The organism is Larkinella soli (assembly GCF_003703975.1).
In the GTDB taxonomy this organism is placed as follows: Bacteria; Bacteroidota; Bacteroidia; order Cytophagales; family Spirosomataceae; genus Larkinella; species Larkinella soli.
The window spans coordinates 15,118-30,735 of the sequence record NZ_QTJY01000014.1 but is presented as its reverse complement, the minus strand read 5'-3'; the positions used below and the strand labels follow the sequence as shown (position 1 = coordinate 30,735).

16 protein-coding genes are annotated in these 15,618 nt (G+C 54.8%); 8 read left to right on the top strand and 8 right to left on the bottom strand.

The window, feature by feature from the left end:
• The first annotated feature begins 180 nt into the window (after window positions 1-180).
• The gene (locus tag DX909_RS21765; protein WP_164851365.1) at window positions 181-744 is read left to right on the top strand and encodes a Crp/Fnr family transcriptional regulator; all 564 of its coding nucleotides are present in this window, start codon (window positions 181-183) and stop codon (window positions 742-744) included.
• A 486-nt stretch (window positions 745-1,230) separates the two neighbouring features.
• Here the strand turns inward: DX909_RS21765 and DX909_RS21760 are convergent, their stop codons facing one another.
• The 4 genes from DX909_RS21760 to DX909_RS21745 form a co-directional block, all read right to left on the bottom strand.
• Window positions 1,231-2,661 carry a hypothetical protein gene (locus DX909_RS21760; protein WP_128547339.1) on the bottom strand — a complete coding sequence of 477 codons (1,431 nt, stop codon included), beginning with the start codon at window positions 2,659-2,661 and terminating at the stop codon, window positions 1,231-1,233.
• Between the two features lie 116 nt (window positions 2,662-2,777).
• Window positions 2,778-3,848 (bottom strand): sensor histidine kinase, encoded by a 1,071-nt coding sequence (locus DX909_RS21755; RefSeq protein ID WP_128547338.1) that lies wholly within the window; start codon window positions 3,846-3,848, stop codon window positions 2,778-2,780.
• On the bottom strand, window positions 3,845-4,918 hold the full coding sequence (locus DX909_RS21750; protein ID WP_229311146.1) for a sensor histidine kinase: 1,074 nt from the start codon (window positions 4,916-4,918) through the stop codon (window positions 3,845-3,847). The genes DX909_RS21755 and DX909_RS21750 overlap by 4 nt, the downstream gene beginning before the upstream one ends.
• A 100-nt stretch (window positions 4,919-5,018) precedes the next feature.
• The gene (locus DX909_RS21745) at window positions 5,019-5,543 is read right to left on the bottom strand and encodes a hypothetical protein (RefSeq protein WP_128547337.1); all 525 of its coding nucleotides are present in this window, start codon (window positions 5,541-5,543) and stop codon (window positions 5,019-5,021) included.
• Between the two features lie 280 nt (window positions 5,544-5,823).
• Here DX909_RS21745 and DX909_RS21740 point away from each other — a divergent pair, with 280 nt between their 5' ends.
• Window positions 5,824-6,270 (top strand): SRPBCC domain-containing protein, encoded by a 447-nt coding sequence (locus DX909_RS21740; protein ID WP_128547336.1) that lies wholly within the window; start codon window positions 5,824-5,826, stop codon window positions 6,268-6,270.
• Between the two features lie 232 nt (window positions 6,271-6,502).
• Complete coding sequence (locus DX909_RS21735) at window positions 6,503-7,618, top strand: hypothetical protein (RefSeq protein WP_128547335.1); 1,116 nt, start codon at window positions 6,503-6,505, stop codon at window positions 7,616-7,618.
• A 1-nt stretch (window position 7,619) separates the two neighbouring features.
• On the opposite strand, the gene DX909_RS21730 is transcribed toward DX909_RS21735, so the two are convergent.
• Window positions 7,620-8,456 (bottom strand): endonuclease/exonuclease/phosphatase family protein, encoded by an 837-nt coding sequence (locus DX909_RS21730; RefSeq protein ID WP_128547334.1) that lies wholly within the window; start codon window positions 8,454-8,456, stop codon window positions 7,620-7,622.
• A gap of 93 nt (window positions 8,457-8,549) precedes the next feature.
• Window positions 8,550-8,828 carry a hypothetical protein gene (locus DX909_RS21725; RefSeq protein ID WP_164851363.1) on the bottom strand — a complete coding sequence of 93 codons (279 nt, stop codon included), beginning with the start codon at window positions 8,826-8,828 and terminating at the stop codon, window positions 8,550-8,552.
• On the opposite strand from DX909_RS21725, the gene DX909_RS21720 reads away from it, so the two are divergent.
• The 4 genes from DX909_RS21720 (at window position 8,827) to DX909_RS21705 (ending at window position 12,704) form a co-directional block, all read left to right on the top strand.
• A complete protein-coding gene (locus DX909_RS21720) occupies window positions 8,827-9,018 on the top strand; it encodes a hypothetical protein (protein ID WP_229311145.1) in 192 nt (63 codons plus the stop codon). The two genes, DX909_RS21725 and DX909_RS21720, sit on opposite strands and share 2 nt — an antisense overlap.
• A gap of 54 nt (window positions 9,019-9,072) precedes the next feature.
• Window positions 9,073-10,176, top strand: a complete 1,104-nt coding sequence (locus DX909_RS21715; protein WP_128547331.1) for an AI-2E family transporter — start codon at window positions 9,073-9,075, stop codon at window positions 10,174-10,176.
• 109 nt (window positions 10,177-10,285) lie between these two features.
• The gene (locus DX909_RS21710; protein WP_128547330.1) at window positions 10,286-11,164 is read left to right on the top strand and encodes an alpha/beta hydrolase; all 879 of its coding nucleotides are present in this window, start codon (window positions 10,286-10,288) and stop codon (window positions 11,162-11,164) included.
• A gap of 100 nt (window positions 11,165-11,264) precedes the next feature.
• On the top strand, window positions 11,265-12,704 hold the full coding sequence (locus tag DX909_RS21705; protein ID WP_128547329.1) for an FAD-dependent oxidoreductase: 1,440 nt from the start codon (window positions 11,265-11,267) through the stop codon (window positions 12,702-12,704).
• Between the two features lie 3 nt (window positions 12,705-12,707).
• Here the strand turns inward: DX909_RS21705 and DX909_RS21700 are convergent, their stop codons facing one another.
• Complete coding sequence (locus tag DX909_RS21700) at window positions 12,708-13,295, bottom strand: YdeI/OmpD-associated family protein (RefSeq protein WP_128547328.1); 588 nt, start codon at window positions 13,293-13,295, stop codon at window positions 12,708-12,710.
• Between the two features lie 247 nt (window positions 13,296-13,542).
• On the opposite strand from DX909_RS21700, the gene DX909_RS21695 reads away from it, so the two are divergent.
• A complete protein-coding gene (locus DX909_RS21695) occupies window positions 13,543-14,703 on the top strand; it encodes an MFS transporter (RefSeq protein WP_128547327.1) in 1,161 nt (386 codons plus the stop codon).
• A 114-nt stretch (window positions 14,704-14,817) separates the two neighbouring features.
• Here the strand turns inward: DX909_RS21695 and DX909_RS21690 are convergent, their stop codons facing one another.
• The gene (locus DX909_RS21690; protein WP_128547326.1) at window positions 14,818-15,585 is read right to left on the bottom strand and encodes a glycerophosphodiester phosphodiesterase; all 768 of its coding nucleotides are present in this window, start codon (window positions 15,583-15,585) and stop codon (window positions 14,818-14,820) included.
• Between the last annotated feature and the right edge of the window lie 33 nt (window positions 15,586-15,618).

The window sequence follows — 15,618 nt, the reverse complement described above, 5'->3', positions numbered from 1 at the left end:
CTTGCTAAGGAGGGGGTGGCTTCGCAGTGACTGAAAAGTGGCAGCGTACTACCCCTCCTTAGCAAGGAGGGGTCGGACCGGCGCTCCGGTCGGGGGGCGATGCTGCCCTTCAGTAGTTACTTTTTGAATTTGTCGGCGTCAAACAGGAGCGTGTGGTCGGAAAAGGCACGCTTTTGCAGGATGAAAAAACTGATCGACGCAATCTACGCCATTTATCCGCTTTCCAAAGAAGCCCTGAATGAGGTCAGCGGCCTCGTCCGGTCTCGCTGTTTTCCTAAGAACGCTTATATCCTCCGGCTTCACGAAGTGTGTCACCACGTCTGGTTCATCCGTTCCGGTCTGGTACGGATCTATTACCTGGACGACGGCGTCGAGAAAACGACCTGGTTATTGAAAGAAGGCGATTTTTTTATGTCACCCCGCAGTTTTTACACTCGGTCGGCTTCCTCGGAAGCCATCGTAGCGCTGGAGGAGACGGAAGTATATTCTATTCATTATGACGCCCTGCACAGGCTGTATCATTCCTTCCCGGACTTTAGCCAGTTGGGCCGGATGATCACGGAGAAATATTATCTGCTCAGCGAGCAACGCAACCAGATGATGCGGCAGAACAGTGTGGAGCAGAGAATTGAATGGCTGTTCAAAGAATATCCTGCGGTTTTATCCAAAGTTTCCATTAAAAATTTAGCCTCTTATGTCGGGTGTACGCCAGAAACATTCAGTAAGGTAATTGCAAAGAAATAATATTGATCGCTATCTTTTAGTTAACCTTTTTGTTAAAAAAAAGTGAATAGGTAAAAATAAGGTAAGGATGCTTATAAATATTGCAATTGTGAGGTAAGTTTTTTCCGACTTCCATTCATAATCAAAATTGTGAAAAAAAATGGAGAATGAAATGCTTTGAATTAATGATTCAAGTATTAAAGCAGTTCCAAAGTAGAAATGCCGACTACTCTTTTGGCCTTTTCTTAATTTAATTATTGAAGAAATAATTAAGATAACTCCCGTTATTGAAATTATTGCAGTAAGATCGCCCCCCATCATGCTAATCGGTATCGTAACAAGGAGCGGAACGCAAAAGGTATTTAGCCCGCAGGGGGTTATCATTAAAAATGAAACTAACAAACCAATTCTCAATAACAGTATCGATCTCATTGTTTTATTTGGTTATCCCGTGAGGAAGTAAGAGAGTTGGGGATGCAAAGCATCCCCTATAGATACAAAGCTTGCTCAGTTGCAACTGCCCTGCTTTTTAGGCGGAAAATGATTCAGCCTGACCGCATTGGTATTAAGATGCCTTAAGAAAAATCCTAATCCTCCAGGAGAATAAGTTTTTAATATGGTACCATCAATTGCAACATACGTTGTTGGATTTGGAATAGTTAAGTTAGCCGCTTTACAGATGTCATATGCATAGTTTGTGCAATTGTAATTCTCTAAAGAATAACTTCTGGTTGCACTTCCCCGGGCTTCATAAACCGCATTTTCAAACTGTAATGCGGTCACATCATAACTAATGCTTACGTCTGCATAGTGCGAACTATTATCCCTAATAGCGGATTTCACCCCCCCTCTGACAACTAAAAAAGTGTTAAAATCAGGTGCAGGGTAAAAACCGATTGTTCTTGTTGTTATCAGGCCTGTTTTTTTATGAACTTTCTCAAAGCCTACCCATGTATGGCCGGAGTCTCCGCCAAAGGTTACCGAACTTCCGGACGAAGGGTAGGGCTCATCGACATACACTACAATTTTATAGTTAAAGTCTGGCGTGTTCTTGCCTGCTGAAAAGCAACTTAATTCTTTTGACAAATCTGAAATGATTATTTCACCTGGATCGGCCGGGAAAGTAAGAGTTCGAGAGGAAATATTATAGCTGTTGAGCCCTCCATTTGGCGAAGCGGTCAGACTGCCACTACCCCTTGAGGATGCTGAGATTACATTATTGGTTGAACTGCCGGCTGGGTTGGGGTAATATAAGCAGTAAAAGTCCTGAATGCTATATGGAGTACAAGTACATTGGTACCGGTTTGCAGCATCCATAGAGCAAACACATCTCATCCACTTTACTGAGCCGCAAGGACTATTACCCTTTATTCTTGCTTTATGTGTTATTTCAGGTGAAAGGTTTTTAGCGAGTTCTCCAATGATAGTATCTTCATCGACATTATACCCGCTAATAAATGTTTTTTCCCAGTCTTCTATTAAAACAAATCCTGAAAACTTAATTGTAGCTAAGCTTTTAGCCTCCATAAGTGTTGTATAATATTTATCATTCGGGATATAAGTGACAACTTCACACTTAATTTTATTTTGTTTGTTTTTATAAAAGTATAAATAGCTGAGTTGGTTTATTGTAAGCTTATCTTCCAAATTTTTTGCACTTTCATCTCCTCCTTGACTTAGTATTGGAGTTAATTTCTCTTGGAAGGATAATGGTACAACCACATAATTAAAATTTTGGGGTAATTTATTTTGAATAGCCAGTGGCCATAATGGTTTTTTTTCAAGACTGTCTTTTTCAAATGTTTTATTAAAGTAGTACTTTGCTTCATCAATACTGAGTTCTGCATTACTCCAGGCTGGTATAGTTTCGTTTATGCAGCTATTAACAATGCCTGCAATTAGAAGAACTGCGACTACACAAAATGGAAAGAATCTCATCTCGACTCAGTGTTTGGTGAATACTGAGCCGAAGTTGGCTGGAGGGACCGCCTGAAAAAATGGCCGGTTCGATTGGAAAAAAATGATTTTTTGCTACTGAACGGCTGGACGCCCGCTCATACCCCTACCGGGTTCAGCAGCGGCAGAGTCACAGTGAAATACTGGTCGTCGGCCGAAACGATGGGGTCGCTCTGGGAAAGCAGGCGGTATTTGGCGACGATGTTCGTAATGCCGACTTTGTTCGAGGCCACCCGACCGGTTTTGCGTTGAAGGTTGTTCCGCACCACCAGCCGGCCCACCTGCGTGGTCCTGATCTCGATCAGCAGCGGCTTGTTGGCGTGAATGACGTTGTGTTTCACGGCGTTTTCCACCAGCATCTGGAGCGTCAGCGGAGGGAGCTGATAGTCGAGGTACGAATCAACTCCGCTGACTTCCAGCTGAATGCCCGATCCGTAGCGGGTTTTCAGCAGGTGGTAATACGACTGAATAAAGTCCAGCTCCGCTTCCAGCGAGGTCAGAGCGCTCTCGTTCGTTTGCAGCAGATACCGGTAGACCTTCGCCATCTCGTCAACGAACTGCTCCGCCCGATCCGGCTCGTCAGCGATCAGCGACGACAGCGAGTTGAGGCTGTTGAACAGAAAATGCGGATTGACCTGGCTTTTCAGGCTCTCGAACTGGCTCTGGAGGTTGATCTTCTTGAGCTGCTCCTTCTCGATGGTGTTTTCCCGCCATTTTTTCAACGAGTACGTACTTTCGTCGATCCCGACCGACAGCAGGTTGGCCGCGATGTTGATGAGCAGAATACGACCCGTCGAATCCGGGTTGTGGCTGTAGCCGAACCAGTGAATATAGTCGTAGAAAGCGATCGGACCCAGAATGAACAGGGGCGTCACGAGCATAAACACCAGCAGCAGCCGCCACACCCGCTGCCAGGTCTGGCCGAGGTTGGGGTACTGACGCACTACCCGCTGCGTGAGCAGGTCGAGGGTGTAAAGGCAGCAGCTGGCGATGGCCAGGTTCAGCGTCGTGGCCGACACGAAAATCCAGCCGTCCTGTAGATATTTCATCCCCAGCAGCCAGTAGGTGATCAGCGGAATGAACCACGGGTACAACAGCACGAAATGCCACCGGGTCTGGGGCCGGATGCGGGCCAGCCGGCGGGCAAAAAAAGCGACAATCGGTTTCATGGTCGGTTTAGGTTCTGGATGTTCAGCAGCGGCAGCGTCACTTCGAACTCGGTCCCGGTCTCGGTAATGGACACCTGGGTTTCGCCGAGCAGGCGGTATTTGGCAATCAGGGCCGAAAGCCGGTGTTGCGACGTTTCCACCCGGATCGTCTTGCGCTGGAGGCTGTTCGTGACCTGCAGCCGGCCGTCGGGCGTCGTCCGGATCCGGATCGTGAGCGGCTTCCCCGGCAGCATGATGTTGTATTTGATGGCGTTGTCGACCAGCGTCTGGAGACTCTGGGGCGGCAGACACAGGTCGAGCAGCGCCGGGTCGATCTCCTGCGATACCCGCAGGGAAGCCCCGTAGCGGGTGTGCAGCAGGTTCGTGTAACTGGTGATGAACTCCAGTTCGCTTTGAAGCGGAACCACCTCGCGGTGATTGGCCTGGAGCAGATACCGGTATACCTTCGAAAGATTGTCGACGAAACGCTCGGCCTGTTCCTGATCTTCGCCGATCAGCGACGACAGCGACGTCAGGCTGTTGAAGAGGAAGTGTGGGTTGATCTGCATCTTCAGGGCGTCGAGCTGGTGTTGCAGGGCCGCCTGCCGCAGCTGCTCGTTCTCGGTCTGGTCCTTATGCCATTGGTTGTAGGTATAAAATACCGTGAGCATAATGCAGAGAAAAAGATCGAAAACCAGCCCCAGAATCAGAATCGGACGCACCGCATTCCAGCCGAACTGCGTTCCCAGCAACGGAAACCGGCTGAACACAAACACGACCAGCAGCGCCAGCAGCGCCGTGACGCCACCTACCAGCACCAGCATGGTCAGGATGCGGAGCGTGGCCTGCCGGGCGTTCGGAAACCGCCGGATTACCCACCGGATGACCAGCGTGAGCGTCACGACGGCCAGCCAGTACAGCACGAACACCAGGCCCGTGCCCAGGGCGAACACCGCCCCGTCGTTGAAATACCGGGGACCGATCAGAAAATAGTTGCCGATCGGGAAGAGAACCGGCATCATCAAAGTATGATACAGCAGTTCGCCTTTCGGGAAAAAACCGGTGATACGCTGGTAAAGGGGTCGGGCCAAAAGCTGGTTGGAGTTGTAACCGATACAAAAAATCAAACTCCTAAATTACGCTTTTTTGATCGCATGACGACAATCTCATTAGGCAGGATTGCCGCCGGTTTCAGAATTTACCGGTCAGCCCCAGCCGGACGGACGTCATGCCCAGCGCAGCTTCGGCAAACCCGCCGATTTTCCTACTGAACCGATACAGGCCGCCCAGGTGAATACCGGGAAACAGACCGCGGGCACGGGGCAGCAGGTCCCGGGTTTGGTCGGACCGGCTGCGGTGCACGGCGCTCCGGGTACCCAGCGACAGCCCTGCGTACGGATCGAACCGGCCGGTCAGGCTGTTCATAAGCTTGCCCAGATGCCAGGAGCCCCGAATGCCGAAATTCAGGAACTGACTCTTCCACTGCTGGTTACCGGGCATCTGGCCGTAGCGGGCGTAGTCGAAAAAGCCGCCGACGCTTACCTCGTCGGAAAGGCCCATTTCGAAGGAACCGCCGTGGCAGAGGCCCCCGACGGCGTAGGTCTGGTAACCGACCCCGACGTTCAGGATCTTGTCGAACTTCCGGAAAGCCTGCGGAAAGCCGGGCATCGCGGCCGCAAAGAGAAGCACGACCGAGAACACCAGGGTTTTCTTCACGATGATTTGTTGTTTACTGTTGCTCTGCTGTTTACTGTTCGGAAAAGAGACGGGTGTCTGTATTCTGTTCCGATGGTTCAAAATTGGAAAGTAAACGGCCGGTGTCCAATCGGAAGAAGCACCAATTGGAAGAACCATGAATTGAAGCGTATAAAATGATGCTTTAATGGTAAGGGGGTTCGGCTGGATGCAGAGCGTTTAATCCTGACAACGGAGAAAGCCGATTTAAATTTTATCGTAGCTTCACGCCGGGACGCTTCACCCCCTAAAATTTACCAAAATGATCATCCGCAACGAGATTATCCTGAACGCCGACCCGGCCACGGTCTGGAACCTGCTGACCAATCCCGAAAAAACGAAGCAGTACATGTACGGCTGTGAGGTGGTCACCGACTGGAAGGTCGGCAGTCCGATCGAGTGGAAGGGGGAATATGAAGGGAAGGAAACGGTATTTGTAACCGGAAACATCGTGCGGCTGGAACCCGGCGAACTGCTGGCCTACACGGTGATCGATCCCCACGGGCCTTATCCTGAGGATGTGTCCAGTCCCCTGACCGTCGTCTGTGAGGTCATCCGCGACGACGACAAGACCGTGCTGCTGGTGTCGCAGGGCGATTACTCCCGGGTGACGGACGGCGAAGACCGTTATCGGAAAGCCCTGGCCGAGGGCGGCTGGGACGGTGTTCTCTGCGCGATCCGGGATCTGCTGGAGAGGGAAAAAGCCTGAAAAACCATTTATTTGCAGTGGCATCCGGAGCGGAGCCTCCGAAACTGGTGAGGGTGCCTGAAAAACAAAACCCCGGTAAGCACCAGGGTCCTGTAATCTAACCTTTTTATCTCTTGAATCGGATACGCAGCCCGGCGGGCGAGTGTTGCAGCCGACCGGTCCCGCCCGGCCGCGTATCCCTTCTTTTTGTTCCTTTTTCTGCAAAATGCTGCGAATGACTTCCTTCCGATTGATGAAGAAATCCGTTTTTCTGGCCGGTCTGCTGTTGGCGTCCGTCTCGGTGTTCGAATGTAAAACCGCCCGCCGTCCGGCCGAAACCGGGCGCCCCCTGAGCGCGTCGGCCGAAACGGAAAGTCTGCTGAACTGCTGCGGCAGCGACCGGAAGATGCCCGACGGCAACCCGGCTTCCTGTGAAGCCTCGGCGGTTCTGTTCCTGGACGGCGTAGTCTACGTCGCCAATGACAAGGACATGCCCGCCGGCCTGAGCCCCGTGTTCAGCAAGCCCTGGGCCGCCTTCGGCGACACGGCGGTTCAGCCGGCGCCCCTGACCGCCGGGCCGTTTCTGGCCGCCAAAAAATATGAGGATTTTGCCTCCAATGGCGAATACGTTTTCCTGACCACGGCCTTCGACCGCGTCAAACCCGGCTCGACCGACTGGGATGCGTACAACACGATCCTGTACTGGAAAAAAGGGGACCCCGCCGGGGTGAAAGTGCTGGCACCGGAGCCGGGTGCAGCGACCTCCGTCGGGTTTCGGGAGCCGCTGAGCCGGGTGCTGGCTCAGAACCGCCCGGCTTTTCCGAACGGGATGCCGTATTTCAAGATCGAGGGGCTGGCGGTGATGGATTCGCTGCTGCTGTTCGGCATCCGGGAAGAAGGGGAGAAGTTCGACAAGTTCGACTACCGCACCCGGATCGTGGCCGTGCCGTTTTCGGTGCAGAAAACCGCCGACGGCGAAACCATCCGGCTCGGCAGCAACTGGCGCATCGTGGCCGACTTCGATCCGGGGTCGGTGGCCGAACTGCCCAAACCGCTGGCTCTGTCGAGCCTGGAATATGACCGCGACCGCCGGCTTTTCTGGATGCTGACCTCCATCGAGCAGAATGGCCGGCTGGACGCCTACCTCTGGACGGCCACCCCCGACGCCCTGCTGAACAACCGGCCTTTCACGCTCGTCCGCGACGAAGCCGGCCGGCCGGTCCATTTCAACCACAAAGCCGAAGACCTGACCCTGCTCGACCGTAATCACCTGCTTGTCATCCACGACGACGACCGCACGGCCACGCCCGTCGGCGACCGCACCCGCCGGCCCCATCAGGCGGCTTATACGGTTTTGCGGGTGAATTAGACTAATATTTCAGCTCGACCAGCACCGGGAAATGGTCGGACGGGAACCGGCCGCCGTAGGTGTCGGTCAGAATGCCGTACCGGCCCACTTTAAAGGCGGAGGTGACAAAGATATGGTCGATCCGGTTGTCGTGTTTGCTTTTGATATCGAAGCTGTTGAAGGTGCCGTTCGGCGCATACCGGATCGGCGCCAGTTCATAGGTGTCCTTCAGCAGGCCGGATTTGGCGAGCAGTTCGTAGTTCGGATTTTTCTGGTTGAAGTTGAAGTCGCCCGTCAGCACGACCGGCGTCGTTCCGGCCATCTCTTTGATTCTGCCGAGCAGCAGGGCCGCACTTTCCTTCCGGGCCTCCTGGCCCCGGTGGTCGAAGTGAACGTTGAAGACGTAGAAGGACCGACCCGACGCCCTGTCTTTGAACTGGCCCCAGGTGCAGACGCGCGGCAGGGCGGCATCCCAGCCTTTGCTGGGGCGGTCACTGGTGGTCGAGAGCCAGAACGTGCTGCTTTTCAGCAGGTCGAACTTATCTTTTTTGTAAAAAATGGCCGAAAATTCACCGGCCTGCTTCCCGTCGTCGCGTCCGGCCCCGAAGAAGGTGTATTCTTTCAGACTGCCTGCCAGGTCCTGCAGCTGGTTGTACAGCCCTTCCTGCGTCCCGAAAATGTCGAAATCATGAAACCGGACCAGATCGGCGATCACCGGGGCGCGGTCTTTCCAGGGGTTGAGCGAGTCGCCCCTGTTGTCGTACCGGATGTTGTAGGTGGCGATCCGGAGCGTCTGGGCGTGAATGGGACTACCGAGAAAAGCGCCGAAAAGAAGGAGGAGTAACAGCTTCTGAAACATGAGTTGCGGGTTCTTTTTTCTAATAAAGGCAGGCCGGTGGGGAAAATTTACTGGTCGGATTGTTAATTCCCTGTTTTTCGAAACCTGTTTTTTTCAGGATTTGCCTTTCGGTTGTTTCATAACGGAATCTGCGGCACCGTAAAGTTGGTTTGCTGCTGCATCGAAAGCTTTTGGGGGCAAACCGGGATTTTTCACCTTTCGGCGGAATATCGCCTTGCCGTATGCCGTTATCCGGTCGTCTCCATCAAATCCCTGCCCTTGTCCAAACACTTTCCGGCTTTCGCCGATTACCGTATAAACCACTGCGGTAGCGATGAAAATCGGAGAGACATTGTTGAAAAAGCTGAACAGGCGGTATGAACCGGATCGCATGATCGCCCAGAAGTTCGGGCGGTATGACATCGCCATGAAGACTGATGCCGAGGGAAACCCGATCCTGCTGTTCATCGGGAAGGCCGGGGACGACGGAATGATCAAAGGCGATCACTTTTCCCGACGGCTGCAGAAAGATCCGGAAGGAAAGGTCATCAAAGACCATTGGGACTATAAAGGGAAGGTGTGAACGGGCATTTTTGGGAATAACCGTTAATTTACGCCGGTTAAACCATCCGGCCATATGCTTTCGCCATCTACCCCGCCTTTTTATCACCGTCTTTCACACTCTCTGTTATCGATCGGAATCATTACGCTGGCGATTTATCTGGGAAAGGATATCGTCGTGCCGATCGCCATGGCTTTCCTGCTGTCGGTTCTGCTCCGGCCGGTCGAAGACTGGCTGATCCGGCGTAAAGTGCCGAGGGTCGTCGCCATCAGCCTCGCCGTCCTGCTGGCAATTATCGTCATGGCGGGGCTGACGATGGTGCTTTCCATGCAGATCGCCGACTTCACCGACGATATTCCCAAACTGCGCCGAAACCTGACCGACGTCTATAACGACGTCCGGCGCTGGGTGCGTCGCGAATACAACGTCAGCTACCGCGAACAGGAAAAATACCTGAAACAGGCCCAGGCCCAAACCCTCGACACCCTCCAGGGAACCGATACCCTCGGCATCATCACCGGCCCGCTGGGAACGCTCCTGCTCCTGCCCATTTACGTCTTTCTGCTGCTTTACTACCGGGTCATGCTGGTTCAGTTCATCCTCCGGCTGTTCGGCGATCAGCACGCGCTGCGGGTCCGGGAGGTGCTGGGCGAAATCAAGGTCATCATTCAGAGTTATGTGGTGGGGCTGGTGCTCGAAACGGCCGGCGTCGCCGTTCTCAACGCCCTCGGACTGCTCGTGCTGGGGGTGCAGTATGCCGTACTGCTGAGCGTCATTGCCGCCCTGCTGAACCTGGTACCCTACATCGGCGGGCTGGTGGCGACGGCCATGGCCGTGCTGGTTACCTTCGTGAACCATCCCGATCCGCAGACCCTGCTCGGCGTGGTGGCGGTTTTTCTGGTCGTTCAGTTCATCGACAATAATTTTCTGGTTCCGATGATCGTCGGTTCCAAGGTCCGGATCAACGCCATGGTTTCGATCATCGGCGTGCTGATCGGCGGGGCCGTAGCCGGGGTGTCGGGCATGTTCCTTTCCATCCCGGCCATTGCCATGATGAAGGCGGTGTTCGACCGGGTGGAAGGGATGGAAGCCTGGGGCATCCTGCTGGGGGATCAGACCACCGAAGAAGACATCAACCGCCTGCTTCGCATCCGTCGAAGGAAAAGAATCACGCCGTAGACCCCACCGAACCGGGCTCAGAAAGAAGTTATTTACCGGTAATTGTTCATTCGGTAACATTCTATACCTGCGAATGCCTACTTTTGCTTACGGATTCTTACCTTACCGTATGCAATACCGTACCCTGCTTATTGCACTGAGTCTGATTTCAGGTCTGGTAACGGGTATGTCGGCCCAGCCGCAGCCCCCGCCGGAAACCGTCGTCTACGGACCGGATTCGGAACGGCATCCGGACGTGCCGAAGGGGGAGGTAACCCCGTTTATCTGGAAAAGCAAGGTGTTTCCCGGAACGATCCGCCAATGCTATCTCTACATTCCCGCCCAGTATGATCCGGCCCGGCCGGCTGCGCTGATGGTTTTCCAGGACGGACACACCTATGTGAAGGAAGACGGCGATTTCCGGGTGCCGGTGGTTTTCGACAATCTGATCCATCAGAAAGCCATGCCGGTCACGGTTGGCCTGTTCGTAAATCCGGGTCAGCACGGCGCCGAACTCCCCCGCGACCCCTGGCGCAGCGACAACCGAAGCTTCGAATACGACACGCTGACCGATCAGTATGTACGGATGCTGATCGAGGAGTTGATTCCGGAAATCAGCAAACGCGTCAAACTGGCCGATTCTCCGAAAATGCGGGCGATCTGCGGTATTTCCTCGGGCGGGATCTGCGCCTTTACGGCCGCCTGGCAGCGGCCGGATTACTTTTACCGGGTCCTGAGCCACGTGGGTAGTTTCACCAATATCAAAGGCGGGCACGTGTATCCTTCCCTGATCCGGAAAGCCCCGAAACGCGACATCCGGGTGTTTTTTCAGGACGGCACCAACGATCTCGACAATCAGCACGGCAACTGGTGGCTGGGCAATCTTCAGATGGAGGCCGCCCTGAAATACCGGAACTACGAGCACAGATTCGTTGGCGGAACGGGCGGCCACAACGGAAAACACGGGGGCGCCATCCTGCCCGAATCCTTAAAATGGCTGTGGCAATAAGCACCATCGGCCGACGGGTTTGCCGACCGGGCAGACCTGAAGCAATGTATTGATTTAAAGCACAATAAATAAACAGAGGGTCACCATTACAGGCGAGATTATGCGGAAAGACCGTGACTTGAAAGTCGGAATTATCGGTGCCGGACCGGCAGGTCTGACGGCCGCCTACGAACTGGCCAAGGCCGGTATTGCCGTGGAAGTGTTCGAAGCCGGACCGAGAGTAGGAGGGTTGGCGCAGACCATCGAACTATGGAATCAGAAGGTCGATCTGGGACCGCACCGGTTCTTCACCAGCGACAGCCGGATCAACAAAGTCTGGTTCGAGGTGGCCGGCCGGGATTACCGCATGGTGAACCGGCTGACCCGCATCTACTACAACTCGAAATTTTTCCATTATCCGCTCAAACCCGTCGATGCGCTGAGGAAGCTCGGCGTCGGGCAGTCGGTCGGCTGTCTGATCAGCTATCTGCGGGAAAAGCTGTCGCCCACCCCCGAGTCCGACACCTTCGAGTCGTGGGTGGTCCGGCGGTTTGGCGTCCGGCTGTATTCCATCTTCTTCAAGACCTATTCCGAGAAGCTCTGGGGGATTCCCTGTACGGAGCTGGATGCCGATTTCGCGGCCCAGCGCATCAAGAAGCTGTCGCTCGGCGAGGCCGTCAAAAATGCGCTGAAAGGCGGGAAGGGCAACACCCACAAAACCCTCATCGACCAGTTCGCCTACCCGACCGGCGGCAGCGGCATGATCTACGAACGCATGGCCGACTACGTCAACCGCCACGGCGGCCGGGTGCACCTGAAAACGCCGGTCCATGCGGTGGGCGGGGAGGACGAGGAGAACCGGCGTACGCTGCTGCTCGAAGACGGCACCCGCCGGACCTTCGACCACATCATCTCGACCATGCCCCTAACGCTGCTCGTCAGCCGCCTTCCCGGAGTTCCGGCCGACATTCGCCGGCGGGTGGAGAGCCTGACGTACCGCAACACCATCCTGATTTACCTGAAAGTCGAGGGCGAAAATCTGTTTCCCGACAACTGGCTCTACATCCATTCGAAGGAACTGCAGACCGGCCGGATCACCAACTTCAGCAACTGGGTCCCGGAGATCATCAACGGTGAAAAAGCCAGCATCCTGGTGATGGAATACTGGTGCTACGACACCGATCCGGTCTGGACGCAGCCCGATGCCGAACTGATCGATATGGCGAAGCGCGAGCTGCGGCAAACCGGGCTGATCGCTGATGCGCCGGTTTCCGAGGGCCACGTCCGGCGGCTGGCGCGGAGTTATCCGGTGTATTCCAAAGGTTACAAGGACCTGCTCAAACCCGTGCAGGATTACCTGTCCGGCCTGCCCGGCCTGAGCGTCATCGGGCGGTATGGGTCGTTCAAGTACAACAACCAGGACCACTCTATCCTGATGGGCATCCTGGCCGCCGAGAACATCGTTTCCGACCGCAACCACGACCTCTGGGAGATCAACACCGACTACGACAACTACCAGGAAAGCTCGTCCATCGAGACCCTGCACCCGCAGCCGGCGTAACGCTCAGGCTTTTTTGTCCGAATAGCGGTATTGCGGCAGTTTTTCGCCCCTGGCCGAACACTCGATCAGGGAAGCCAGTCGCTTCAGGCGGGTGGCTTCCTGTTTGGCGCTCATCACCCAGTGACCGGCGGTTTTCCGGTAATAGGGCGCCTGTGTCTGCAAAAACGCCCAGGCGGCTTCATTTGCCCGCAACTGCGCTTCAAATTCCTCGCTGAGCCGGGTGTCCTCCCGCTCGTAACCGTAAATACCGGACTTCTTCTCGTCGCGTTTTTCAAAAGCCGCCAGCCCCTCCGGGCGCATCCGGCCCTGCTGCGTCAGCTCGGCCACCCGGTTGATGTTGACCGTACTCCAGATACTTTTCGCTTTCCGGGGCGTAAACCGGATGGTATAGCTTTCCTCGTCGATCCGGTGCCGCACCCCGTCGATCCAGCCGAAGCAGAGCGCTTCATCGACCGACTCGGGCCAGGTAATGCTGGGTTTGCCGGAACCGACCTTATAGTATCCGACCTGTACTTCCTTTTCTGTTTCGTGATTTTCTTCAAACCACCGGCGCAGGTCGGCCGGGGTCGGGAAGAAGATGATATGCTGCATAGTCGCTCTTTGCCTGAGTCCTCCGCTTCAAAGATAGAAACCCATCCCGATTCCCCATTTTTTGGATAATAGGAACAAAGAATACGAACTCTTGTGGAATTGACCAAATCCAAGAACCGTTCAGAAATATCTTTGTTAAGATTTAAGCAAAATTTCCGCTTATTGCGCTCATAAAGGAGCTGTTTATCCGTAAAGAGCGATTGCAATTAAAGCGTGCCGATTGAATACAACTTGAACTTTTCCGAGAATGAATTTTACTTCTTTCCATTTGTCCACCCCCTTCGGCACCCGGCTCATTCGCCGGGCGGCCGTCGGTACACTGTTCTTTTTAATGGGCCTGTCCTTTGCGAGCTGGGCCTCCCGGATTCCCAACATCCAGCAGGCGCTCGGCCTTTCCGACACCCAGCTGGGCGGGGTTCTGCTGGCTTTGCCCGCCGGTCTGATGCTGTCGCTGCCGTTTTCAGGCTGGCTCATCACGAAAATCGGCAGCCGCCGGGTCGTCACGCTGGCGGTGGCCCTGTATGCCGTCACGCTGGTGAGCCTCGGGCTGGCGCAAAGCACGGTCCAGCTGATGGCTTTTCTGTTCGTTTTCGGCTTTGCCGGTAACATGGCGAACATTTCCGTCAATACGCAGGCCGTCGGGGTGGAAGCGATGTATGGTCGTTCCATTATGGCTTCTTTCCACGGCTTATGGAGTCTGGCCGGTTTTACGGGGGCCACTATCGGAACGATTATGATCGGGGCCGGGGTAGTGCCGTATCAGCACTTCGCCTTCATTCTGTTTTTCGCCCTGGCGGCCCTGGCCGTCGCTTCCCGCTATATCTTACCGGATGAAGCCGGGGAGAAATCCGACGCCCCTCTGTTTGCCAGACCGGACAAAACGCTCCTGACGCTGGGCATCGTCGCCTTCTGTTCCATGATCTGCGAAGGCGCCATGTTCGACTGGAGCGGAGTGTATTTCCGGAAGGTGGTCATGGCCGACCCGGCCTGGATCGGGGCCGGGTATACCGCCTTCATGAGCACGATGGCCCTCGGCCGCTTTCTGGCCGACTGGTTCACGAGCCGCTTCGGCCTGAAACGCACCCTCCAGCTGAGCGGGCTGCTGATCGCTTCGGGGCTGCTGATCTCGGTGCTGATGCCGTATCTCGGCCCGTCGATCGTCGGCTTTTTCCTGGTCGGCTTCGGGGTGTCGTCGGTCGTGCCGCTGGTCTACAGCGCTGCCGGCAAATCGACGACGATGTCGCCCGGGGTAGCCCTGGCTGCCGTTTCGACCATCGGTTTTCTGGGCTTCCTGATTGGTCCTCCGCTGATTGGTCTGGTGGCCGGTGCCACGAGCCTCCGCATTTCGTTCTCCATCATCGCGGCCATGGGGCTGTGTGTGGCGCTGGTCGGCGGGAGAGTGAAGTGAGTTGGGGAGTGTAAGAGTTGGGCAGTGTAAGAGTGGGGCGTTTGGGGTTGTGTTTTTTAATGATCAGGTTTATAGATGAAATGGGCGCCGGTGGTTCACCGGCGCCCATTTGCTTCAGAGGGATTTGGTTAACTGGAGGAGGGTCTCGGGTTCGTCGGTGGTGATGAACTCGGCTTTGCGTTCGACCAGCCAGTTCATCGTGTCCTTGTCGTTGACGGTCCAGACGTTGACCGTCAGCTTTTTGTCGTGGGCTTCCCGGATCCAGTTTTCGTTCTTCTTCATGATGGTGAAGTGGTAATCCAGCCCGTAGAGACCGTCGGCGGCCAGTTGTTCCGGCGCCTTATCGCCCATCAGATAGGCTACGTTGGCCTTCGGGTCCAGTTCTTTCACCCGTTTGCAGACGTCGTAGTCGAAGCTGATGTAATCGACCAGCTTCCGGCCTTTCATGGCTTTCACCGTCTGAACCACCTTGTCGGTCAGGGTCAGGGAACGCTCCTTGCCGATCTTCGACGCCTTGATTTCCAGAATCAGCCGGGTTTTCTTCTGCTTCAGCCCTTCTTTCAGGTAGGCTTCCAGCGTGGGCAGCGATTCGCCGTTGGGCAGTTTCAGGCCCGCCAGCTGGGCCGAGGGCGTCGTTTCCAGCGATATCCCCTGATACGTGTGGTCGTGATTGATGAACAGGCCCGAATCGGCCGACATATGCACGTCGAACTCGCTGCCGTAACAGCCCATTTTAATGGCTTCATTCAGGGAAGCCAGCGAGTTCTGCGGAGCGCCGGTGTTTTTCCAGGCTCCCCGGTGGGCGATCACTTTCGTCTGTGCAAAGGCCATACCCGTCGATAGGAGAGAAACCAGAACGAGCGATGAGAAAAAGGTTTTCATACGGAATGCAAAGGTAGTTAGATAGTTATAGCC

Coding starts and splice junctions, on each gene's coding strand:
- DX909_RS21740 (WP_128547336.1), top strand. CDS start 5,824: ATGATCATCCGCAACGAGATTATCCTGAACGCCGACCCGGCCACGGTC.
- DX909_RS21760 (WP_128547339.1), bottom strand. CDS start 2,661: ATGAGATTCTTTCCATTTTGTGTAGTCGCAGTTCTTCTAATTGCAGGC.
- DX909_RS21720 (WP_229311145.1), top strand. CDS start 8,827: ATGATCGCCCAGAAGTTCGGGCGGTATGACATCGCCATGAAGACTGAT.
- DX909_RS21700 (WP_128547328.1), bottom strand. CDS start 13,295: ATGCAGCATATCATCTTCTTCCCGACCCCGGCCGACCTGCGCCGGTGG.
- DX909_RS21710 (WP_128547330.1), top strand. CDS start 10,286: ATGCAATACCGTACCCTGCTTATTGCACTGAGTCTGATTTCAGGTCTG.
- DX909_RS21690 (WP_128547326.1), bottom strand. CDS start 15,585: ATGAAAACCTTTTTCTCATCGCTCGTTCTGGTTTCTCTCCTATCGACG.
- DX909_RS21765 (WP_164851365.1), top strand. CDS start 181: ATGAAAAAACTGATCGACGCAATCTACGCCATTTATCCGCTTTCCAAA.
- DX909_RS21715 (WP_128547331.1), top strand. CDS start 9,073: ATGCTTTCGCCATCTACCCCGCCTTTTTATCACCGTCTTTCACACTCT.
- DX909_RS21725 (WP_164851363.1), bottom strand. CDS start 8,828: ATGCGATCCGGTTCATACCGCCTGTTCAGCTTTTTCAACAATGTCTCT.
- DX909_RS21705 (WP_128547329.1), top strand. CDS start 11,265: ATGCGGAAAGACCGTGACTTGAAAGTCGGAATTATCGGTGCCGGACCG.
- DX909_RS21735 (WP_128547335.1), top strand. CDS start 6,503: ATGAAGAAATCCGTTTTTCTGGCCGGTCTGCTGTTGGCGTCCGTCTCG.
- DX909_RS21730 (WP_128547334.1), bottom strand. CDS start 8,456: ATGTTTCAGAAGCTGTTACTCCTCCTTCTTTTCGGCGCTTTTCTCGGT.
- DX909_RS21755 (WP_128547338.1), bottom strand. CDS start 3,848: ATGAAACCGATTGTCGCTTTTTTTGCCCGCCGGCTGGCCCGCATCCGG.
- DX909_RS21695 (WP_128547327.1), top strand. CDS start 13,543: ATGAATTTTACTTCTTTCCATTTGTCCACCCCCTTCGGCACCCGGCTC.